This is a genomic window from Paenibacillus sp. 2KB_22 (assembly GCF_052115745.1).
GTDB lineage: Bacteria > Bacillota > Bacilli > Paenibacillales > Paenibacillaceae > Paenibacillus.
Map to the genome: position 1 here is coordinate 168,716 of NZ_JBFRHG010000004.1, position 22,121 is coordinate 190,836.

At 48.2% G+C, this 22,121-nt stretch carries 15 protein-coding genes; 7 read left to right on the forward strand and 8 right to left on the reverse strand.

The genetic code is table 11. The features are described from left to right. Positions 1 to 576 precede the first annotated feature (576 nt). The gene (locus AB4111_RS23175; RefSeq protein WP_442033405.1) at positions 577 to 2,142 is read left to right on the forward strand and encodes a M4 family metallopeptidase; all 1,566 of its coding nucleotides are present in this window, start codon (positions 577 to 579) and stop codon (positions 2,140 to 2,142) included. A 170-nt stretch (positions 2,143 to 2,312) separates the two neighbouring features. On the opposite strand, the gene AB4111_RS23180 is transcribed toward AB4111_RS23175, so the two are convergent. Further along, entirely contained in the window at positions 2,313 to 7,547 is a 5,235-nt protein-coding gene (locus AB4111_RS23180) for a WIAG-tail domain (RefSeq protein WP_442033406.1), read from the reverse strand. Between the two features lie 515 nt (positions 7,548 to 8,062). Between AB4111_RS23180 and AB4111_RS23185 the strand changes: the two genes are divergently transcribed. Beyond that, entirely contained in the window at positions 8,063 to 9,196 is a 1,134-nt protein-coding gene (locus tag AB4111_RS23185; protein WP_442033407.1) for a YheC/YheD family endospore coat-associated protein, read from the forward strand. An 85-nt stretch (positions 9,197 to 9,281) separates the two neighbouring features. After that, positions 9,282 to 10,073, forward strand: a complete 792-nt coding sequence (asd, locus tag AB4111_RS23190; RefSeq protein ID WP_442033408.1) for an archaetidylserine decarboxylase — start codon at positions 9,282 to 9,284, stop codon at positions 10,071 to 10,073. A gap of 348 nt (positions 10,074 to 10,421) precedes the next feature. Here asd and AB4111_RS23195 read toward each other — a convergent pair whose 3' ends face one another. Both AB4111_RS23195 and pdxR read right to left on the reverse strand, forming a co-directional pair. Continuing rightward, entirely contained in the window at positions 10,422 to 11,207 is a 786-nt protein-coding gene (locus AB4111_RS23195; RefSeq protein ID WP_105601246.1) for an AraC family transcriptional regulator, read from the reverse strand. 404 nt (positions 11,208 to 11,611) lie between these two features. Then, positions 11,612 to 13,072 (reverse strand): MocR-like pyridoxine biosynthesis transcription factor PdxR, encoded by a 1,461-nt coding sequence (gene pdxR / locus AB4111_RS23200; protein ID WP_442033409.1) that lies wholly within the window; start codon positions 13,070 to 13,072, stop codon positions 11,612 to 11,614. 153 nt (positions 13,073 to 13,225) lie between these two features. On the opposite strand from pdxR, the gene AB4111_RS23205 reads away from it, so the two are divergent. The 3 genes from AB4111_RS23205 to AB4111_RS23215 all read left to right on the forward strand — a co-directional run bounded on the left by AB4111_RS23205 (position 13,226) and on the right by AB4111_RS23215 (position 15,709). After that, complete coding sequence (locus AB4111_RS23205) at positions 13,226 to 13,843, forward strand: pyridoxamine 5'-phosphate oxidase family protein (RefSeq protein WP_442033410.1); 618 nt, start codon at positions 13,226 to 13,228, stop codon at positions 13,841 to 13,843. Between the two features lie 178 nt (positions 13,844 to 14,021). After that, positions 14,022 to 15,320, forward strand: a complete 1,299-nt coding sequence (locus AB4111_RS23210; protein ID WP_442033411.1) for an aminotransferase class I/II-fold pyridoxal phosphate-dependent enzyme — start codon at positions 14,022 to 14,024, stop codon at positions 15,318 to 15,320. Positions 15,321 to 15,583: 263 nt separating this feature from the next. Further along, positions 15,584 to 15,709, forward strand: a complete 126-nt coding sequence (locus AB4111_RS23215; RefSeq protein WP_206759599.1) for a YjcZ family sporulation protein — start codon at positions 15,584 to 15,586, stop codon at positions 15,707 to 15,709. Between the two features lie 162 nt (positions 15,710 to 15,871). On the opposite strand, the gene AB4111_RS23220 is transcribed toward AB4111_RS23215, so the two are convergent. From AB4111_RS23220 to AB4111_RS23240, 5 genes are all read right to left on the reverse strand, one after another. Further along, positions 15,872 to 17,089 (reverse strand): ABC transporter permease, encoded by a 1,218-nt coding sequence (locus AB4111_RS23220; RefSeq protein ID WP_442033412.1) that lies wholly within the window; start codon positions 17,087 to 17,089, stop codon positions 15,872 to 15,874. A gap of 2 nt (positions 17,090 to 17,091) precedes the next feature. Then, complete coding sequence (locus AB4111_RS23225; RefSeq protein ID WP_253440582.1) at positions 17,092 to 17,844, reverse strand: ABC transporter ATP-binding protein; 753 nt, start codon at positions 17,842 to 17,844, stop codon at positions 17,092 to 17,094. 27 nt (positions 17,845 to 17,871) lie between these two features. Beyond that, the gene (locus tag AB4111_RS23230) at positions 17,872 to 19,245 is read right to left on the reverse strand and encodes a DEAD/DEAH box helicase (protein ID WP_442033413.1); all 1,374 of its coding nucleotides are present in this window, start codon (positions 19,243 to 19,245) and stop codon (positions 17,872 to 17,874) included. 209 nt (positions 19,246 to 19,454) lie between these two features. Next, positions 19,455 to 20,228, reverse strand: coding sequence for an SDR family NAD(P)-dependent oxidoreductase (locus tag AB4111_RS23235; protein ID WP_253440586.1), 774 nt, complete (start codon positions 20,226 to 20,228; stop codon positions 19,455 to 19,457). A gap of 56 nt (positions 20,229 to 20,284) precedes the next feature. Continuing rightward, positions 20,285 to 20,743: a chemotaxis protein CheX gene (locus AB4111_RS23240; protein WP_036605799.1), complete on the reverse strand. Its 459-nt coding sequence runs from the start codon at positions 20,741 to 20,743 to the stop codon at positions 20,285 to 20,287. A gap of 456 nt (positions 20,744 to 21,199) precedes the next feature. Between AB4111_RS23240 and AB4111_RS23245 the strand changes: the two genes are divergently transcribed. Beyond that, positions 21,200 to 22,102: a LysR family transcriptional regulator gene (locus tag AB4111_RS23245; protein WP_036605798.1), complete on the forward strand. Its 903-nt coding sequence runs from the start codon at positions 21,200 to 21,202 to the stop codon at positions 22,100 to 22,102. The last annotated feature ends 19 nt before the right edge of the window (positions 22,103 to 22,121 follow it).

Here is a 22,121-nt window from a genome sequence, read left to right on the forward strand (position 1 = left end):
ACACAATTTTAGAAAAAATCTAAATTTGCATCTTTTCCAAAGTTTTACACTGTGATAATATACGTTCCAAGCAGTTTTATTTACAAAAATAACCTTGTTATGAACATAAGTTCCCATTTATCTTTGTGACTAAATTTATTGACCTTAGGTTGATTAGATGATGACCTCATTCACAGAACCTGTTAAACCGATTCATTCTACTCTTGAGAGGAGTGATGCCGTTCAGAACACACTGCCTTCGTCATTTACGCAAACCCGGATTGAACACCCCAGTTTTCCGTGAACGAATCTTCTACCTGCGCAATTGGACAACCCCCGGCTTTCTGAAAGAGGAACACAATAGACGATTAAACCTTCGGGCTGAACTGAATAAACGGTTATCCTTTCGTTTGGTGTCGTACTTAACACCTCCCGAACCAAGGCCAAGCCGATTTTGTTCCAATCGTTTCTTGTCTCATTCCACGCTTCAGGTTCAGCCCCACGCTCCGCGCTGCCTAAGTTGCAGACGGAATTCCAACCGAGATTGGCATGATAGTTATCCAACAAAAAATAAGTTAAAGAATGGGAGAGTTTACTATGAAATTCGCCAAAGTTATGCCAACAATTCTTGGAGGAGCTCTTTTGCTCGCTTCCGTATCCTCTGCTACTGCAGCTCCATTGTCTGATCAATCCATTCCACTTCAGGCCCCTTATGCCTCTGAGGAGGGTATTCCATTGAACAGTGGAACAGATGACACCATCTTTAATTACCTTGGACAGCAGGAACAATTCCTGAATTCCGATGTGAAATCCCAGCTCAAAATTGTCAAAAGAAACACAGATACATCTGGCGTAAGACACTTCCGCCTGAAACAATATATTAAAGGTATCCCGGTTTATGGTGCAGAACAAACGGTCCACCTGGACAAAACCGGTGCCGTGAGTTCAGCACTTGGCGATCTTCCACCGATTGAAGAACAGGCCATTCCGAATGATGGTGTAGCCGAGATCAGCGGAGATGACGCGATTCGCATTGCAACCGAAGAAGCAACCTCACGGATTGGAGAGCTTGGTGCCGCGGAGATCACACCTCAAGCTGAATTGAACATCTATCATCATGAAGAAGATGGTCAGACGTATCTGGTTTACATTACGGAAGTAAACGTACTGGAACCTGCCCCTCTACGGACCAAATATTTCATCAATGCAGTGGATGGCAGTATCGTATCCCAGTTTGACCTCATTAATTTTGCCACTGGAACAGGCACAGGTGTACTCGGTGATACCAAAACCCTGACAACCACCCAATCCGGCAGCACCTTCCAATTGAAAGACACCACTCGCGGCAATGGCATCCAAACATACACGGCGAACAATGGCTCCTCGCTGCCAGGTACTCTGCTCACGGATTCGGATAATGTATGGACCGATCGTGCAGGTGTGGATGCTCACGCCCATGCAGCTGCTACGTATGATTTCTACAAAAACAAATTCAACCGTAACGGTATTAATGGTAACGGATTGCTGATCAGATCCACCGTGCACTACGGCTCCAATTACAATAATGCCTTCTGGAACGGGGCGCAGATTGTCTTTGGTGACGGAGATGGAACGACGTTCCGATCCCTGTCTGGTGATCTCGATGTTGTCGGTCATGAATTGACGCATGGTGTCATTGAATATACAGCCAATCTGGAGTATCGTAATGAACCAGGTGCACTCAACGAAGCCTTTGCCGATATTTTCGGAAATACGATTCAGAGTAAAAACTGGCTGCTCGGTGATGATATCTACACACCTAACATTCCAGGAGATGCACTGCGCTCCCTCTCCAACCCTACATTGTATGGTCAACCTGACAAATACAGTGATCGCTACACAGGCACACAGGATAACGGGGGTGTCCATATCAACAGTGGTATCATTAACAAAGCCTATTACCTTGCTGCTCAAGGCGGAACGCATAATGGTGTGACTGTTACCGGAATCGGCCGGGATAAAGCGATCCAGATTTTCTACAGCACACTGGTGAACTACCTGACACCAACGTCCAAATTTGCCGCTGCCAAAACAGCTACCATTCAAGCAGCCAAAGATCTGTACGGAGCGAATTCTGCTGAAGCTACTGCCATTACCAAAGCGTATCAAGCTGTAGGCCTGTAAAATCCTACTTTATCGTGATTGAACTTATAATGTACTTATCCTTATGGTAACAAAACGTTCAGACACCCCCACCGTCCGAACGGATTAAGCTTAGTTCAACGAAAAGCGGTGTCCCGGACAACTCTGGACACCGCTTTTGTCATTCATTATTACCCATGCAACAACCTGCACTATTCCTGCGAAGGCCCCGCAGCAATCCATGACAACAATCCGTACGTATGCTTGCAATCTGCCGTACGTGACACTTCAAGTACCGCTTCGTCCTCACTCTGCGAGAGCAGGGAAATCTGGAATCCCCGATCATTGCTCATGCCCACAATTACATAATGTTCTGAAGCAAATGACTCTTCAAAAACAACGGTTACCTCTGTGCTTGCTTCACTCTCTGGCAGGACAAAAGCTTCCATGCCGAATTGTTGTACAACCGGTTGCTTGCTTACGCTGCGAACGGGTTGGAACGCCAGATGTTTGGCCTGAACTGCGCCCGATTGCAACTGGCTGCTGCCTACGGCATCGTTACACAGATGCTCCTGTGTAACCGATTGTTCACTTAACATAAACGCCGTAGTTCCAGCGTTCTCCTGTGACTGTTCCAGCTCTGGTTGCTGAGCCTGATCTTCCTGCTCTGTGGTGAACAAAACTGCCGATGGTTCGCCAATCTGATCACTTGGAGATATCAGCTCTTGTTGTTGCTCCAGCTCCTGATTAGGTGTCTCGTGAATTTGTGTTACTTCCAGAACAGCACCGGGTATTCCCTCGACGATTGCCTGCTGTGGTTGCTGTACAACCTCATTTTCTGTTTGAAGCAATCCCTCTTGTCTTTTGATCGCTGCCAACTGTTCCAGCGTTTCTCCACTGAACTGACGAATCGCATTCCATATCTCTTCGCTCAAATGCGCTGGACCTACAATTCCCGCATTCAAGTGGTTAGAGGTAATACTCTGCTCACTCAGTTTGCTGCCGTTCACGCTGCCATCGGCCAATTTGGCACTTGTGACGGACCCATTTTGCAGATGAACCCCGCTTACTGATTCCTCTTCCAGATGGATTGTGCGAATGCTGCGTTCTTGAATATGATCCGCATAAATCGTTCCATCCTGAATATGCCGAGATTGCACACTTTTGTCTGCCATATGGATAGCCGATACCGCACCTTCAAGCAATTTATTACCATTTACACTGCCGTCCGCCATTTTGGCACTTGTTATGGAACCATTGTGCAGATGAATCGCACTTACCGATTCCGCTTTGAGGTGAGAGATCCCGATGCTACGCTCCTGAATATGGTCAGCATGTATGGCTCTCTCTTGGATATGACGGGATTGCACACTTCCATTGGCAATATGGCAATCCGACACCGCATCTTCAAGCAGTTTGCTGCTGCTCACACTGCCATCGGCCAGTTTGGCACCCGTTACGGACCCATCTTGCAGATGAATGGCACTTATTGCTTCCTCCTCCAGATGGGACGTACCAATGCTATACTCCTGAATATGATCAGCCAGGATCGCTCCTGCCTGGATATGGCGAGTTTGCACACTTTCGGATGCGATATGGCTCCCCAGTACAGCATCTTCGAGCAATTTGCTGCCGGTTATGCTGCCGTCAGCCAATTTGGCACTTGTGACGGACCCATTTTGCAGATGAACGGCACTTACCGCTTCCTCTTCCAGATGGGCTGTGCCTATGCTTCGCTCCTGAATATGATCAGCATGAACGGCTCCTGCCTGAATATGCCCGGATTGCACACTTTCCAATGCAATATGAATCCCAGATACCGTACCTTCGAGTAACTTGCTGCCGGTTATACTGCTATCCGCCAGTTTGGCACTCGTAACAGATCCATTTTGCAAATGAATAGCACTTACCGCTTCCTCTTCCAAATGTGCTGTGCCAATGCTCCGCTCTTGAATATGATCAGCATGAATGGCTCCTGCCTGAATCTGACGGGATTGCACACTATCGTCTGCCATGTGGATATCCGATACCGCTCCTTCAAGCAACTTGCTGCCGGTTACACTGCCGTCGGCCAACTTGGTACTTGTTACAGATCCATTTTGCAGATGAATGGCACTTACCGCTTCTTCTTCCAAGTGAAGCATGCCGATGCTGTGCTCCTGAATATGGTCAGCAAGGATCGCTCCTTCCTGGATATGGCGGGATTGCACACTTTCGGATGCGATATGGATTCCTGACACCGCATCTTCGAGCAACTTGCTGCCGGTTACACTACTGTCGGCCAGTTTGGCACTGATGACGGACCCATTTTGCAGATGAATGGCACTTACTGCTTCCTCTTCCAGATGGATTGTGCCGATGCTTCGCTCCTGAATATGGTCAGCATGAATGGCGTCTGCTTGAATATGCGCGGATTCCACGCTTTCGGATGCAATATGAATCCCCGATACCGTACCTTCGAGTAACTTGCTGCCGTTTATACTGCCGTCCGCCAGTTTGGCACTCGTTACAGATCCATTTTGCAAATGAACCGTACTTACGGACTCCTCATCCAGATGAATTGAGCCAATACTGTACTCTTGAATATGATCAGCCAGGATCGCTCCTTCTTGGATATGACGGGTTTGCACACTTTCGTTGGCAATGTGAGTAGCCGATACTGCACCTGCGGCTAATTTGCTGCCATCAACACTACCACTTGCTAGTTTGGATCGTGTTACAGATTCATCCTGCAAAATAATCGTACTTACCGCTTCTTCTTCCAGATGAGACGTTCCGATGCTGCGTTCATGGATATGATGAGGCAGAATTTCACCATCTTGAATATGACGGGAATGTACAGCTCCTTGCTGCAAGTGAACAGCACTTGTCGACTCTGCCTGAAGATGCAAACCACTGATCAAACCTGGCTGAAGATGCGCCGCTGTAATGGATAAAGGGGCAAGATGGTCTGTTTCGACAGATCCAGGTGCCAAGTGATGTGATGTGACCACCTGTTCAGCAATATGCTCCTCATGAATGATGTCTGCCTTCAGATGCTGTGAGCTTACAACTTGAGTTCCCAAATGTTCAGATTTCACGCTGCCTTCAGCCAGATGCACGGATTGTACAACGGATGGCTGCAAGTGCTCGCTACCTACAGCAGCCTGTTGCAGTTCTGTTCCGGATACCGAGTCTGCTGTCAGATGATCCGCACTTACGGACCCGTGCCGAAGTTTGTTGCCCGTAATACTGCCATCAGCGAATAGTTCCGGTGAGCGTATTTCTTCTGACAAATGTTCCAGGGAAACGGCATGCTGCTTCAGGTGATATCCGCGAATCGTTCCTGCTGGAATATGTTTGGCGTTAATACTTTCTGCCATAATTTTGGAAGAAGTCACGCTCCCGTCCGCCAGTTTAGCCGACGTAACAGCAAAATCTGCCAGTTTATCTGTGGCAACACTCTCTGGTGAGAGCTTGGGGGAGGTAACTGCATGATCTGTTAGATGAGGTGGAAAAATGGACCCACCAGCCAGCTGGGCTGAAGTTATACTACCAGGAGCCAATTTGTCTGTTGTGACTGCCGCCCGTGCAATAGCATCCGTTTCAACACTGCCTGGTTGAAGATGAGGTGCCCCTACAGCATGTTCCGTCAGGTGATCTGATTTCACTGCATAAGGTCTCAGGGCCTCGGAACCCACGCTCCCTGGAGCCAGATGTGTGCCTGTGACTCCACCACTTGCAAGATGTGAGGATATGACACTTCCCGGGGCAAGCGCCCTGCTATTAACCGATGCCGTTCCAAGCTTTTCTGTTGTCACACTTCCATCCGCGAGCTTAACGTCTGTAACCGCAGCATCCTGCAATTCATACGTACCTACGGCCGACTCTGCAAGATGCCGCTCACTCACCACGTCGTCAGCAAGAGCATCTCCAGACACGCTTCCGGTAGACAGATGAGTTGCCTCGATGCTTCCACTTGCAATGTGAATGGAGTGAATTGCGGAATTATCCACATGTACTGGCGTGATTCCCCGATTTGCAATGTGTTCCGCACGAATGGACCCTTTGGCAAGATGTTTACCCTGTACGGCTTCATCTGCAATTTTGGAAGAAATGACACTCTGATCCGCGATCTTGGAGGCCGTAATGGACTGCTCCAGCAACTTTGCTGTTCCAACAGACTGGTCTGCCAGTTTGCTGCTGGTTACTGCACCTTCCGTCAAATGTTCACTGCCCACTTCTCCATTGCCAATCTGCTCCTTGCCAACGGCATGAGCGCGAATCTGGCTTGAACCGATCGAACCGTCCAGTAGATGTCTTCCACTTAATGAACCCTCAGCTAAATGCCTTGTTTGTATGGACCCATCCTCAATCTGGTCACTTCCAATACTGCCATTGGATAGTTGTGAACGGCCAACAGCCCCTTCTGCAAGATGTGACTGTTTAACAGCACCTGCCTGAATATGGTGAGACTCGATGGACAGTTCTTCGATTTTGCTGCCTGTGACAGCAGCTTCACGAATTTTGGATGTAGTCACTGCATCGTCAGCCAGCTTGGAGGTATTCACAGCTCCTCCCGTGAGATGCCTTGTATCCACGCCACTAATCGCGATCTTGTCTCCAGTCACGGCATGATTCTTGATTAATTCTTCCGTTACCAGCATACGGCTGAGATGTCTTGTGCCGATAGAACCATCGGCAATTTTGGCCGAATCGATGACCTGGTTGCCAAGCTTCTGAGAAGTAATACTGCCATCTCTGATTTTCTCACCAGCAATGGAAGCATTTCGTATTTTTTGACCAGATACAGAGCCGTCAATCAGGTGCTCCTCAGATACAGACGCTTCCGCAAGTTTCGCGGAAACAATGGCCCCGTCTGCAATGTGAATACTGGTCACCGCATAATCCTGCAATGCTTCACTGCCGACCGCATCCGGTTTCAGCTTGGAGGCATCCACAGAGAAAGGAGCCAGTTTGCTCTCCGTAACAGCAAATTCACTCAAGTCGTCCGTGTAGATGTAATGTCCGGTATGACCCGGCATCTGGTTCTGATTCAGGATCTGCAGCCTATCCCTGTTTGTGATCTCCTGCTTGTTGATGTCCTGCTCTTCTACCAGAGCAGGCGGAGCCACGCTGCTAACCTGAATCTGCTTTTCCACGCTATCTTGCGTCTCAACTTCCTTACTTTCAGACGCTACGTGGTCCGTCTTGATTTTGGCTGCGATCTCTAGCTCTTCCAGCTCGTTCGTTGTAGCAGGTAGTTCCGTTGATTCGTATAGGAATTCTTCCGATGCCTGAACAGCCCTCGAATCCCTTTTATTCGTATTCAATCGTTCTTCCCTATTCACAGTGAAACCGGAATTCATCTTGTCTGCCCTGCGATCAGTCAGTTCCAATTCCTTGAATTTTGGGCTCACATGCCGCAGTTTCGGCGTCGGAACCTTCTTTTTGCCATTTTTACTCATGCAGCTTGCTCCTTCCTCAAACGTTCATCTCCGGCATCATATGCTTCCATATGGGCATCTGCCACTTCATTTATGACTTTTGCGGATGCCAAAGCACCAATGTATATGCACCAAGACAGGAAGGTTCGATGATCTTCATGGAAATAGGCGTGTCAGGGCAGCAGAGGAAAGGCGGCTGTCCACGCCCCCGTCCCAGTCATGTCATAGAATATTATGTCTATGTCGTGTCTGAGATCTGGCTGAAGTACATCTTTCACCGTCTTTTCGCCCCCTGCTGCGTCACTTTCCCATGACGTGCCCCGGCACGCATGTGGAAAACTTCCTTGCTTGGAACGAAAATTCGGCAAAACCTGCTTCCTTCGGAGTTTTCAGACATGACCTGAGCTAACGCTCGTGCATAGCGATGCACTTACACACCGGTCTGCGTTATCGCGATGTCTGAGCCATGCGGTGACAGGCCGGCATTCCATGAATGGACGATCCATGGTCGCGATAACATCGAAGGAGGAACGGTCATGCTCCAAGAAACGATCGGCATTATGTTCGATTCACGCATGTACCGGGGGATACCGGCCGGAAGGACCGGTCAGGAATCACTCGCGAATTATGAACAGGCAGCAGCCAGTTATGGATTAACCCCCTGCTTTTTGCGGCTGGAAGATATTGATTCCGATCAAAAAACATGTCTTGCCTATGTGAAAAAAGAAGGCAGATATGTTCGCGAGCGCATGCTATTGCCCTCCGTCATTCATAACCGATCACTTCAGCTTCGCCGGACGGAACAGCATCAGATCAGCAAGCTGATGTTGCAGGGTATCCAGGTATTCAACGTTCGTAACCGGTACCGTAAAGATCACATTCATGACATGCTTCATCAGGATCTCATCTTAAGAGAACACCTGCCCCATGCAGTTAAAGCTACGCCAGATTCTCTGGCCTATATGATGGAACATTATAATGACCTGGTCATCAAACCATGCAGCGGTAGCATCGGTCATGGTATAATGCGAGTCTTTGAGCGAGATGGACAGTGGAAACTAACCTGTGAGACGAAGGCTGCACGCAAAGGATGGGCTACCTTCCGACTGAGCAAAGGACAGCTTCCTTCCTCCACCCTAAGGCGGATCTTTCGTCATGCCTACCTCATTGAAGAGCGTATCCCACTGGTTCGTTATGAGGGCAGACCGGTCGATCTGCGGGTGTCCGTACAGCGTGGCAGCGATGGTTTGTGGGGAATTACAGGCATGTTTGCCAAAGCGGCTCCTGCTCATACGTTTGTCACCAACATCGCCCAGGGCGGTAAAGTCATGAAACTTGCAGAGGCCCTTGGTGGGGCAGTGGAATCCGAATTCGACCTAGCCCGACTGGAGCACAGGATTGAATTCGTTGCCCTCCGAATTGCCCAGATATTAGCGGCCAGTCTTCCACATCTGGCTGATCTGGGCCTTGATCTCGGGATAACGCGCAGTGGTCAGATCTATTTTATTGAATGCAATGGTCGTGATCAGCGTTACGGATTTCGCAAGGCGGGAATGTCGGAACACTGGAAGACAACGTACAGCAAACCCATGGCTTATGGGCGTCTGCTGCTGGAACAGAATTCGAGAATTCCGAGACAACCGCAGACATACGATAGGAGATCATATTGATTTCGTGTGCATTCTGTGTCAATATTATGCAGAACGGCCGGTCTTGCCGGCCTTGAAGTTCGCATTAACCCTAAGGGGGATATTCATGGCAAAAACGCTGTTGCGATTAATGACCGAGCTTTCTTCGCGCAAATGGATCTCCCGGACTGTGGGAGCCTTCTCCAAAAGCCGGGGAAGTAAGGCATTTATCCCTTATTTTGTCCGGACCTACGACATCCCTGTTCAGGAGGCCGAGAAAGATTGGAAGGAATACCGTTCACTGAACGATTTCTTTACCCGCAAGTTAAAGCCGGGCATGCGCCCGTTGGAACTTTCAGAGCATGCACTGATCAGCCCGGTAGATGCCAAGATTACGGCAGCCGGTCCAATATCTGCAGGGACACTCCTGAATGTTAAGGGACAAAATTATACACTTGCTGAATTATTAAACCATTCTCCCCATTTGGAGAAGTACAAGCACGGGTACGGATTCGTTCTCTATCTCAGCCCTCGCGACTATCACCGCATTCATGCACCTGTCAGCGGCCGCAAAATAGAGAGCGAACACATCAAGGGCAAAGTTTATCCCGTGAATGACTTTGGGCTGACCCATATGAAATCCGTGCTTAGTCGAAACGAACGGCTCATTACGTATATCGCACACGATTATGGTGAAGTGGCGGTTGTCAAAGTGGGTGCGATGAACGTGAGCAGCATACAATATGCTAACACGGACACAAGTACCTGGGCACAAGGCGATGATCTGGCCTATTTTGAATTCGGTTCCACTGTTGTTCTGCTCACGCAGAGTGGCACATTTGAACCAAAACCGGGTTTACAGCCAGGTGATTCGGTCAAAATGGGCGCATTGCTTGGACGTTTGAAACCGAAGAAATAATGGGTCCATACGCAAATAAAGAGGATGGCGCAGCACCTGTAACCAGGTATTGCGCCATCCTCTTTATGTCTTCATATTGATCCATGTATACATGCAATACGAAGCTTCGCTCCGTCGTTATTGGTCTACTGAGTTCTCCTCAAAACCACACATCTTGCAAGTCCTCTGCCGGTTTGAAGCGACGCAGACGGTTCCGGAAAATATTGCATCCCTTCGTAGAGCATCCCCGGTTGCGGACCCGACGTTTTCCGTTCATCACAAGTTCCCCCTTTTTGGTCATCTGGAATGCTAGATAATTACCCTTGCGTTCCAGACTTGAAACGTTGTCATGTTCTTCCCATCCGAATTTTAACGAATTTCGGACGGGCTTTTGCCTGTATACTGCTTGAACTGACGACTGAAGAAGAAAATATCCCGGTATCCCAGAGCATCAGCCACTTCGGTCACATTCATGCCGGTATGCACCAGCAGATGTTCCGCCCGTTCAATACGCATGCGGATAATATAAGATTGCACCGATGATCCAACCAATTCCTTGAACTTGATCGAGAAGTATCGAGGCGATAAGCCAGCCCGGGCCGCCAGATCTTCCACCCGATGTGTAATCCCTGGATGCTGACGCACATAATTGGCGACCTCCTGGATGACATCGGACAACTGGTTGCTTACCTTTTTCTCCACAGGTTCTTCTGTATCGGCGCGCAGTAAATGAATCATCAATTGCTTCAGAATCAATCGACTCTCTTCATCACGTCCGTACACATCCGATAAGAACAGTCTTACATAACGTGCCAGCAAGTGCTCAAACTCCACCGTTTCCTGTACCTCGCGATAAGACTGAGGCACATCAGTCACAGGTCCGTCCACATCAAAGTGAATATACGTGAGTACCAACGGTTTTTGTTTATTATGTGTTGCAGTAGGATGATCTCCTGGCCTGAACAAAAAACAACTACCCTTGCCAACTTCATACGACTGGTCATTCAGTACAAGCGTTCCTTCACCACTCCATACATAAAATAAATCATAGTTTTGCATCGGTTTTTCCCGCTTCTGCCACTTCCAGCCCGGTTCACAGACAATTTTGGCGACAGCGGGCAAAATAACAAATGATGACGGCGATGCCTGCAGCATGTCGCCACTCCCCCTTGATAGTTAATCTCTCTGCATATGGCATCATTCTGATCTGAATCTCACATCTTCAATCAAGGCCATATGTATTTCATCTATATAAGTTGAACTAAAGAATATTTACACTTGTCACTTCGATGACAGAACAACCTTCCGATCGCTGTTATCCCCAGATTTTTTTGATTCACTTTTACAAGGTGAAAATCTGGCGATAGCGTATGCTTCCGATGTAGCTTTCTTTCAGAAAGCTTTTAGGCGAGCGCTCCGCTTCTTCAGGTTATTTCTGCCCTCTACGTTTTCGTGTAAATGGTTAGTTCAACTTTTATAGTGTCATTCAATACAACTTGCTCATATATGATCTCTGCTCTTACAGGAGCGAAATGTCTTATCCCATTATACAGCGGAATTCACCGAAACGAAAATGTGCACTTCTCCCAGGCTAGCCGCATTCGCCGGATTCCCTCTGTCATCTCTTCTTTCTCCAGATGTGCAAAAGCAAAGCAGGCCGCCGGATGACCTGAAGTCAGCCGATATCGCTCTGCATCACGAAACAGTATGCCATCCTCCTGAGTGAGCTTTTTAAACCGCTGATAACTGTCTGCATCCCCATTCCAGGTAGCGTAGATATGCAGTCCTGCATCACCAAGCTGCATCTTGAATGCTTCCGGCAACTGTAGCTCCATCTCTCGGACAAAAAAATCATGCCGTTCCCCGTATAAACGGGTTAACCGCCGTAAGTGCCTCAGGTAACCTCCTCTGGTCATAAATTTGGCCAGTGCGCGCTGCTCTAACAGCGCAGGAGGTACCGGCTCATACAGCGCCTTGGCGGCGAGGAGAGGTTCCACCAGGCCAGGTGGCAGTACGGCATAGCCAAGTCGGAACGAAGCAACCATCGTTTGTGAGAATGAACCGACATAGATGACGCGTTGTTCACGATCAAGCACTTTGAGGGGTTCAATTGGTCTTCCACCCCATCGGAATTCACTGTCATAATCATCTTCAATAATGACCGCATTCCGCTTCGAGGCCCACGCAAGCAGGGCACGTCTTCTGTCCAACCCCAGCACGGCACCTGTTGGAAACTGCCGGGTAGGGGTGACAAATAACGTCTGTGCCTCCCAAGGCTGCGGAATAATGCCTGCAGCATCCACATCCGCCGGGATGATGTGCCCACCACAGGACTTGACGGCATGGGCAATACCCGGATAACCCGGATTCTCCAATACAACTGCTGCATTCTCCGTAATCAGCAGTTGAGACAGTAGGGTGATGCCTTGCATTGACCCACTGAACAATACAATCTGAGATGCTTCTGCCTGGATACCACGTGTCCATCTGAGATGGGAGGCGATGGCCTCACGCAGTTCCGGATCACCGGCTGCACCGCTAGATTCTCGCCAACCACTGCGATGAACAGCAGCGAGCGCACTCTTCCACTCCCCTAGCGGGAAATGTTCAGCAGGCATGCGCTGCATTTGAAAATCAATGACGGACGGCTTCGGTGAAGACATTGGAGTCCGCAGGACTTCATGTTGCGTATTCAATCTCTGTACCCGCTCGCCCCAGGGGGACAGATTGAGAACGGCTTCCTGTTTCTCATTTTCCTGGGCGGATAATGTTTCGGTTACAAAGGTACCTCTTCCCCGATGTGCATGAACATAACCATCCGCAAGCAGCATGTCGTATACCTGAGCTACCGAACCACGTGACATCTCATATTGCCTTGCCAACTCACGGGTGGAAGGAAGTCTCGTACCTCCCACCAATGTGCCTGCATGAATGGCATCACGTAACGCATGGTACAATGCCTCATACTTGTATCGATGCTGAAGTTCATAGGTATCCATCGGCAGCCACAATTCCATCATGCACCTCTCTCCATTCGTCTTCATTATGTGATCCTGACCAATTGGCCTACTAAAGTGAATCTAAATTGGATCTATTTCATTGTCAATGTATGAACTATTGTTATCCATAAGATATGGCGTTCTATTATACATTTCATTGATGGGGGAATACACATGAGACGGAAAGAATTCACAGTAGATGAAGAACAAGAGATTACGGCATTTCTGGATCAGTGCTCCTTCGGGTTTCTGGGAACGGTCAGTCCGGATGGACAACCACGGGTTACACCGCTGAATTTCGTTTATATGGACGGTTGCTTTTATTTCCACGGCAGTCTGGCTGGCGAGAAGATGAAACAGATCAAACAGGATTCCTCAGTCAGTTTCACGGTGGCTGAAGAATTCTCCCTGATTCCATCCTATTTCAGTGATCCTGAGCTTGCTTGTCCGGCGACTTCATTCTTCAAAAGTGTCATGGCCTTCGGTCAGGCAGAACTGGTTAAGGATCTGGACATTAAGGGTAAAGTGCTGCAACGATTCATGGAGAAACTTCAACCGCAAGGCGGATATGTACCGATTGACGCTACTGACTCGCGTTACACAGGTAACCTCAAAGCTGTAGCCGTAGTCCGTATTATTCCAGAACGGATCAGCGCCAAGTTTAAATTTGGACAAAACCTCTCCAGTGAACGATTCGATCATATAAGTGGTCAGTTGGAACAGCGCAATGAAGGAAGGGATACCGAAACGGCTGAAATGATGCGGAAATATTGTCCATTTCATCAGCAATAAATTTCATTTTATAAGTATTCCTCCAAGGTTGAATTCAACGATAACTCACGCCAAAACCCTCTGCAACAACGCGGTAAAGCGATATAACTGTCATATTGCGTAATTTCCGTGACGGGGGCATGTCAAGGTGATATAATGTTAGGCAGTTGAATCACAAAGACTTGGAAGGATGAAAAGAATGAATCCACTGGCTGAACAGTTGAACGAAAGTATTCAGACAGGCAGCAGTCACGTCTACTCCATGCTGTCACAGCTTGGCAAAGAAATTTATTTTCCTAAAGAGGGGATTTTGAGTCAATCTGCTGAAGCAGCAAGCTTGGCCAAGACCCATAATGCCACGATTGGTATCGCCCTGGAGGGTGGTGTGCCGATGCATCTTCAGGTTATTCAGGAGAAGTTGTCTGCATTCCAGCCAAAGGATCTGTATCCTTATGCTCCACCTGCAGGCAAACCTGAATTGCGGACCGTCTGGAGAGACAAGATGCTGAAGGAAACGCCTTCCCTGGAAGGCAAAACGTTCGGCAATCCGATTGTAACCAATGCATTAACCCATGGACTAAGTATCGTAGCCGACCTGTTCGCCGATGAAGGGGACGCTGTCATATATCCGGATAAAAACTGGGAAAATTACGAGCTGACCTTCGGAATTCGTCGTCATGGCCAGTTGGTTCATTATCCCCTGTTCGATGATCAGTTGAATTTCAACAGTGAAGGTCTGCTTCAGGCGTTGCTTGATCAAAAGGACAAAGGTAAAGCCATCGTGCTGCTCAACTTCCCGAATAACCCTACAGGTTATACGCCTGGTGCCGAAGAAGCAGATGCCATTGTAAACACGATTCGTCAGGCAGCTGAAGCTGGCGTTAACGTGGTTGCTGTAACAGATGATGCGTACTTCGGGCTGTTCTTCGAAGATTCCATTCATGAATCCCTGTTTGGCAAACTTGCCAATATTCATCCACGTGTGTTGACCGTTAAAGTGGATGGTGCAACCAAGGAAGAGTTCGTATGGGGCTTCCGCGTTGGATTCATTACGTATGCCCATGAAGATGCAGCCGTTCTGCACGCATTGGAACAAAAAACACTCGGTATTATCCGGGCAACGATCTCCAGTGGCCCGCATCCTTCCCAGACTTTTGTACTGGATGCGCTCAAGGCACCGGAGTTTGAAGCACAGAAGAAGGAGAAGTTCGAGATTATGAAAGGCCGCGCCAATAAAGTGAAGGCCATTCTCGATAGCGGCAAGTATGAAGATGCATGGGATTATTATCCGTTCAACTCCGGTTACTTCATGTGCCTGAAGCTGAAAGAAGTTGGCGCTGAAGAACTTCGAAGCCACTTACTTCACAAATACGGCGTGGGTACAATCGCGCTAGGTGAAGCGGATCTGCGAATCGCATTCTCCTGTATTGAAGAATCCGGATTGGAAGATCTGTATGAAACCATCTATCGTGGAGTTCAGGATCTGCGGACGACTTAGTTAAAACAGACCTGAACCCTGAATGATATAAGAACCCTCTGTATGCCGGGACGACGTTACATGTCTCCGAATATACAGAGGGTTCTTTTGGTTCTTTTTGTGTTTTACAACTCGCCAGATATCACTCGCCATACCCGGACAGCTGCCCAAAAGCTCGAATTTCCAGCTTTACCGGGCATCGGCCCAATCAGCCTAACCCCAAGGCACATAATATACGATGTACGCAAGGGCGTGCCAAACAACCACTTGAAAGGGGAATGACCATGTCTGGAGTTGAAGATACAAGAGGCGGTTATGGATGCGGCGGTTACGGAGGATTTACTAACACAGGTGCCATTCTCGTTCTGTTCATCTTGCTCGTTATTATCACGAAATCGTTCCTCTGTTAGTACTGAACACAAGCGTGGGAAGTAAGTGATCTGAGTACAACATGAAGACGGGTATTCCGGGACACAGCTCGGAATACCCGTCTTTATTGGTTGTTAATAATCACTGTCCATCTCGAACCACCATCTGGGCTGGCGAGAGGTAGGTTACGTGCGATCGATCGTTCACTCGTCTTCTTCTTCCTTCAACCACTTGTTGCCTTGCGAACGGCGCATGATCACAATCACCAGTATCCCCAAAATAAGGGCTACTCCGGTGACAGTCAGTCCACTCGCTCCGGCAGCCAGCATAGGCAGCCACATGAGCAACGCAGCCAGCGCATGTAGATGGAATATGAATCCCAACACCTGAGAACGACGACTCTCTCCCGAGATCGGATAGATCATGATCCAGAACGATTCACTATGACTGCGACGCAGCGCACCAAGCTGTACACCTGCAAGCAACAGGAAGAACAGATACACGCCTACACCAAAGTAGCTGCCTGCTGTCCACCAGGATAGTAACATGCCCAATACAACTAGGCGCAACACGATTGAGAACACTTCGGTTCGAATAAACGTTTTGGTTATTAAGTAACGGTAAGCTTTCCCCGCGTTCCATGGAAGACCGCTCCCCCATTTGCTGAGCCAACGACGCGAACTTACTTTCTGTCCGGATGAAGGTACATCCACGAACCAGCCGAGCGTCCGCATAACCCTGCCAGCCTGCCCCTGCTCCACCTGAATCAGTCGTTCCCACGCTACCCGATGTTTCACCGGTATACGCAAGGCGACGATATAGACGACAGCCAGTAACAGCAGGAACCATACGCTGCGCTGAGGTGGTTGCCACAGCCATGCACCAACCGCCAGCACTGCCAGAGCCCAACGCAAGAGACGATATCCTCTTGATGCTCCGACCTGAACCATTCTTAGCTCTTGCCATGCTCCATAACTGGACAGCCCTTTCCACAGCAGCAGGAATACGATGAACCAGCCAAATGGCCGTGCATCCAGATCTGCTCTAACATAGAGAGGCCACAGTGTAACAAACACAAGCAGCAGGCCCAGACTTTTATAGATGATGCCCCGGGCAAAGCTGTTCTTCAAATATTCCTGCATCCGGTATTCCTGTGGCCGCAGGAATACAATATCTGCCGGAAGCAGATATGTACGATAACTGCTAAACAGCACCAGTGGCGCCAGCAGCAACAATGCAATCCAGCGAATCGGGAATTCTGCGGGAATGTTCTGAACAAACGATGTATACCAGGCGGAGAACGCAATGACGAGAAATAAAAAGACCATAGCTACACCGCTCTGGATTACATATCCCAGATAAGGAAGAATTCCGTTCCAGAATCCTGTGCGTCTTTGCTTCCATAGCAGCTTGAGATCCATGCTCAATCCCTGCCTTGTACGAGGGAATAGAACATGTGCTCCAGCGTGGCATCCGATTCCCCGAATTGAAGGCGCAATTCATTCAATGTCCCTTGAGCAATAACCTGTCCACGATGTAGAACGATAAAACGGTCACAGTAATTTTCAATCGTGGACAGAATGTGTGAACTCAGCAGGATGGATGATCCCGAAGCTTTCATCTCAAGCATAAAATCAAGCAAGGAGCGAATACCCAGCGGGTCCAGCCCCAGGAAAGGCTCATCAATAATGTACAGTGGCGGTCCTGCCACAAAAGCACACATAATCATGACCTTTTGCCGCATGCCCTTGGACAAGTGAGTCGACAGACTTGTACTTTTTTCATTCATACGGAATAATTGCAGTAATTTCTCCGTACGTTGCTTGAAGTCAGCCTCCGACACATTGTACGCTCTTGCCGTAAACTCCAGGTGCTCCATTACCGTCATCTCATCATACAGTTCGGGTGATTCCGGTACGAATGCCATGGCCGATTGGTAGATCTGCGCATCCTCATCCCGTTTCTTGCCCATCACTCGTACTTCGCCTTGTTGAGGTGTCATCAAGCCGAGGATATGTTTCATGGTTGTACTTTTGCCAGCACCGTTTAAGCCGATTAGTCCGACCATCTCTCCACGTCCGACTTCCAGATCGATGCCATGAAGGACCGGCCGCTTGGCACTATAACCTCCGCTTAGCCCGCTGATTTGCAGAACAGGCGATTGAACGTTTTCCATCTATCCCTGCACCCCTTTCGTCAGATTCTATTCTTCGGAGCGTGGCGTTTTGTCTTTACTCCACTTGGGTGCTCCCTTGTTTTTACGATCCTGATCTCGCTCCGTGCGTCCTGCATTGCCAGTAGGTTTGCTACCCGATGGACGCGAATTGGAGATAGTAGCTCGGGTACCGCCATTGCGGCTGCCTTGACCTGGTTTGCGATCTCTGGATTGTCCTGGTTTTCTGGAGAACGAATGTCCCTCAGGACGCGTATCCGGACGCGGATCAGCCTCCAATACTTTACCGCCGAAGAGTACACGTTCTGACAGTTCGATTCCGAGCTCCCGAGCGAATTTGCGCATAATGAAAATCTGAGTTTCATCCACAATGGATAGTACAATACCCGAACGTCCCATTCGGCCTGTACGACCTGCACGGTGAACATAGTGCTCCGAGTCAAAGGCAGGGTCATAGTTAATGACCATTGGCAAGCCTTCGATATCCAGTCCTCTGGCAGCTACTTCGCTGGCAATCAGCAACTGAAGTTTGCCATTACGGAAGGCAGACAATACGTTACTTCGGGTCACTTTGTCAGCATCCCCATACAGCGCAGCAGCAGACAAGCCCAGATGATTCATTTTTGCTTCCACTTCACCAATATCTTCGGTTGCATTCACAAATACGATTGCGCGATCCGGATTGTACTGTCTAACCAGACGACGCAGCATATCAATTTTGTTACGGTTTTCTTCTACAAAATAATAATGCTCAAGCCCCGCAGCCGTAGCGCGATCTGGTTCAATTCCGATCTGAACAGGCTCTTTCATCTCACGCTTCGCGAGTCCAGCCGTATGCTCATCAATCGTTGCGGACAGGAAGATCAGCTGACGGTCCCGTAATGCGCTCTTGAGTACAAAGTTCACGTCACTTACACCGCCAAGTTGGAACACTTGGTCCGCTTCATCGATAACAATCGTGGAGACGTTGTGCATTTTCAGTTTTTTTAGTGTAATTAATTCCTTCAGTCGTCCCGGTGTGCCCACAACCAATTGTGGATGCTCACGCAGCTTCTCGATCTGACGTTTTGCCGCTGCGCCACCAATCAGACCCAATACACCAATTTTGCGTTCTTCCGCGTAGCGCTGTGCCTCACGTACAATCTGCATCGCCAGCTCTTGTGTAGGTGCAATAACGAGTTTCTGCGTACCTTTGATATCCATTTTGATGGATTGTAACATTGGCAGCAGATATGCCAGCGTTTTCCCTGTTCCCGTCTGGGATTTGGATACGACATCTCGGCCTTCCAAAATAACCGGTATGGTTTGAGCCTGTACAGGTGAAGGTTCGTTAATGCCATGTTTCGCCAGAACGGCCTCCAGATCCTGTTCCACGCCAATTGAAGCAAATGTTTGATTCGTCATGTATGTCCATCCTTTTAAATTATTCATTTTGATGCTAGCCCTGCTTGTACGGATATAACCGAAGCCTGTCATCACATTACCTTTCATTATATGCGAAAAAAGCCCGTGTACCAAATCTTATTCCAGAATTGAATGTACACACGCCAAAAAAAGAAAAGCCCCTCGGAGGAGCCTTTCTTTCATTCCGTATATGATGCCTCGTATCACATTTACTTCTGATTCATTACACCGTGCGACAATCGATCTGCAAGACGAGGAAATAGCTGGTACAACCATATGCCAGCAGAAGCAAGTCTTGGCAGATTCACTTCTTCCTTGCGCTTTTTCATTGCCCGAATCATATGACCCGCAACGTCTTCCGGTTTCAACATCATCCAACGTACATTGTTCACATAATTGCCAGATGGGTCAGCCCGATGGAAAAATGGTGTATCAATCGGACCTGGATTAATCGTTGTCACCATGACGCCAGTCTTGCGAAGCTCTTGACGCAGCGCATTACTAAATCCGAGTACAGCATGTTTCGTAGCTGTATAGGAAGCGGATTTGGCTGTACCGATTTTGCCAGCCATCGAGGCCACGTTCACAATCTGACCTTTGCCTCGTTCCAGCATTTGTGGAAGCACTGCTTTGGTGCAGCGGACAATGCCCATGTAATTAACGTCCATCATCTCATCGAATTCCTGTACAGACATCTCTGTCATCGCTGCGAATTTCCCGTAACCTGCGTTGTTCAACAAAATGTCGATTCGTCCGTATTTATGCAATACCGCCTCCACAGCTGCCTGAACCTGCTCACTATCCGTAACATCGAGCGTGAGTAATTCATGCGGCCCTTTCAGCGAGGCACCAATCTCTTCCAACTTGTCCCGCGAACGGGCAGCCAGAATCGGGATGGCTCCTTCTTCTATCAGCATCTGCGCACACAGCGCACCGATACCACTCGATGCACCTGTAATAAACACTACCTGATCTTTCAGCATACCCGATGTCCTCCCGTATTGAACACATATTGCCTCTTGAGGCATATGGCTCTATTCTACGAGATCATGACCTGAATATCCATCTCACCGATGCCATCCATCAGCAAAGGAATGCTCAGTGCTTTCGTTGCACTAAATGTAGTCAGATGTTCGGATTTCATCACTTGTGGAGGTGTAATATCGACCACAACACCCTGGTTCGACAGGATGGTGCTGGCATTACCACTGATCATATTACCCAGTTCCGAAATAGCACTTTTGCTCATTTCATCCATTTCTGTAATGACAAAACCGCCCATCATCGCAGATACAATTTTCAATGCAACTTGTTCATTGATTCCAAATACAATGTTTCCGCTAAGTTGCCCGGTCATTCCGATCACGATCCAGACATGGTCTGCAATGTACTCTACATTTTTCACGCCAAGACTCCCGGTGGAAGGCGAAACCTGGATGAGCTGTTCGAATACGTTCCGTGCCGATTCCAGGAAAGGATTAATCACTTCCGCTTTCACTGTCTATGTCCCCCTCACACTGGGTTATTGGTCACACACCAAAAGTCCCATATTCATTAAATTTATTATACTTTATCACGTACAAGAATTCATTAAGAATTCGTTAAATCATGTGTACTATAATTTATCGTCATCCGTGGGGCAAATGTTTATAGCTGATTCTAGCGAATAAACGGAGCTTTTCACTTCTTTTGAAGAAAGCATTTCGATCATCGTGCGTGGCAAAAGGCATTTAGGACTTTATTACTGCTTTCACTCAACTGTTAAAAAAATCAAATTCTTGTATTCGCGTTTTTTTCACAGTCTCTTGAACTACTTTTGCTCCTGACAATTACCTTCATTGCTCTGCTGTCCTGAATCACCTATAATTTATGATAACGGAACAATAACCAGTTACGGGATTTCATCGCATTACATCTACATATCGAAGATACTTTTCCTGCAAGGAGGTCACCTATGAACATAAGCCAACTGGAGACACTAATTACCATTTCCAAAACGATGAGCTTCCGCAAAGCGGGTGAACTTCTAAACTTGACTCAGCCTGCCGTCTCGGCCCAGATCAAAAGTCTGGAGGACGAATTCAGCACCGTTCTTGTGGATCGTAACCAACCCGTTACCCTTACAGACCGTGGACAGGTATTTCTGGAGCACGCTGAACGGATGCTCGACATCGTTGATGAGTTGAAACAAAAATTGTCTGATCTCGATGAAACGCCTCAGGGACGTATCGTGTTAGGCACAACGACTTCCATTGCTATTCAGATCTTGCCAAGGGTGTTATCCTATTTCCAAGATCAATTCCCGCTGATCAAAACCAGTATTCAATCCCTTCCTTCATCACAGATCTATACCCAGGTCGAAAATGGTCTGGTTGATATTGGTATCGGTTATCTCACCGAGCGTAATCCCAACCTGAATACATCTGTGCTGTACTATGACACATTTGAACTCGTGGTATCTCCTTCCCACCCACTGGCGAAGAAAAAACATGCTGCAGTGGATGTGCTCCGGAGCACACCCTTGATTCTGTTGTCCCCTGATACCGTAGGGCGAAGATTTACGGAAACCATCTTCAAGAAACATAATATTGAACCTAATATTGTAATGGAGTTATCCAGCAGCGAAGAGGTGAAACGGATGGTCGAGATTGATCTCGGGGCAGCTGTCATCTCCAAACAATCTGTTGCGCATGAGTTGCGTCAAGGTACATTGCGTATGATACCCTTAAGTGAGCTGGAGGTCAGTCATCCTGTTGGTGTCATCTATAAGTCCAGCCGATACCTCAACTCAGCGATGCAACAATTCATTAGTGATCTCAAAGGCATGCCGGAAACCCAATTCATCAGTTCAGAATGACAATGAGCCATGAGAAAGG

Excerpts from the sequence above, each read along its gene's own strand:
- AB4111_RS23215 (WP_206759599.1), top strand. The coding sequence starts at position 15,584 with ATGTCTGGAGTTGAAGATACAAGAGGCGGTTATGGATGCGGCGGTTAC.
- asd (WP_442033408.1), top strand. The coding sequence starts at position 9,282 with ATGGCAAAAACGCTGTTGCGATTAATGACCGAGCTTTCTTCGCGCAAA.
- AB4111_RS23175 (WP_442033405.1), top strand. The coding sequence starts at position 577 with ATGAAATTCGCCAAAGTTATGCCAACAATTCTTGGAGGAGCTCTTTTG.
- AB4111_RS23195 (WP_105601246.1), bottom strand. The coding sequence starts at position 11,207 with ATGCTGCAGGCATCGCCGTCATCATTTGTTATTTTGCCCGCTGTCGCC.
- AB4111_RS23210 (WP_442033411.1), top strand. The coding sequence starts at position 14,022 with ATGAATCCACTGGCTGAACAGTTGAACGAAAGTATTCAGACAGGCAGC.
- AB4111_RS23180 (WP_442033406.1), bottom strand. The coding sequence starts at position 7,547 with ATGAGTAAAAATGGCAAAAAGAAGGTTCCGACGCCGAAACTGCGGCAT.
- pdxR (WP_442033409.1), bottom strand. The coding sequence starts at position 13,072 with ATGATGGAATTGTGGCTGCCGATGGATACCTATGAACTTCAGCATCGA.
- AB4111_RS23235 (WP_253440586.1), bottom strand. The coding sequence starts at position 20,228 with ATGCTGAAAGATCAGGTAGTGTTTATTACAGGTGCATCGAGTGGTATC.
- AB4111_RS23230 (WP_442033413.1), bottom strand. The coding sequence starts at position 19,245 with ATGACGAATCAAACATTTGCTTCAATTGGCGTGGAACAGGATCTGGAG.
- AB4111_RS23220 (WP_442033412.1), bottom strand. The coding sequence starts at position 17,089 with ATGGATCTCAAGCTGCTATGGAAGCAAAGACGCACAGGATTCTGGAAC.
- AB4111_RS23225 (WP_253440582.1), bottom strand. The coding sequence starts at position 17,844 with ATGGAAAACGTTCAATCGCCTGTTCTGCAAATCAGCGGGCTAAGCGGA.
- AB4111_RS23245 (WP_036605798.1), top strand. The coding sequence starts at position 21,200 with ATGAACATAAGCCAACTGGAGACACTAATTACCATTTCCAAAACGATG.
- AB4111_RS23185 (WP_442033407.1), top strand. The coding sequence starts at position 8,063 with ATGCTCCAAGAAACGATCGGCATTATGTTCGATTCACGCATGTACCGG.
- AB4111_RS23205 (WP_442033410.1), top strand. The coding sequence starts at position 13,226 with ATGAGACGGAAAGAATTCACAGTAGATGAAGAACAAGAGATTACGGCA.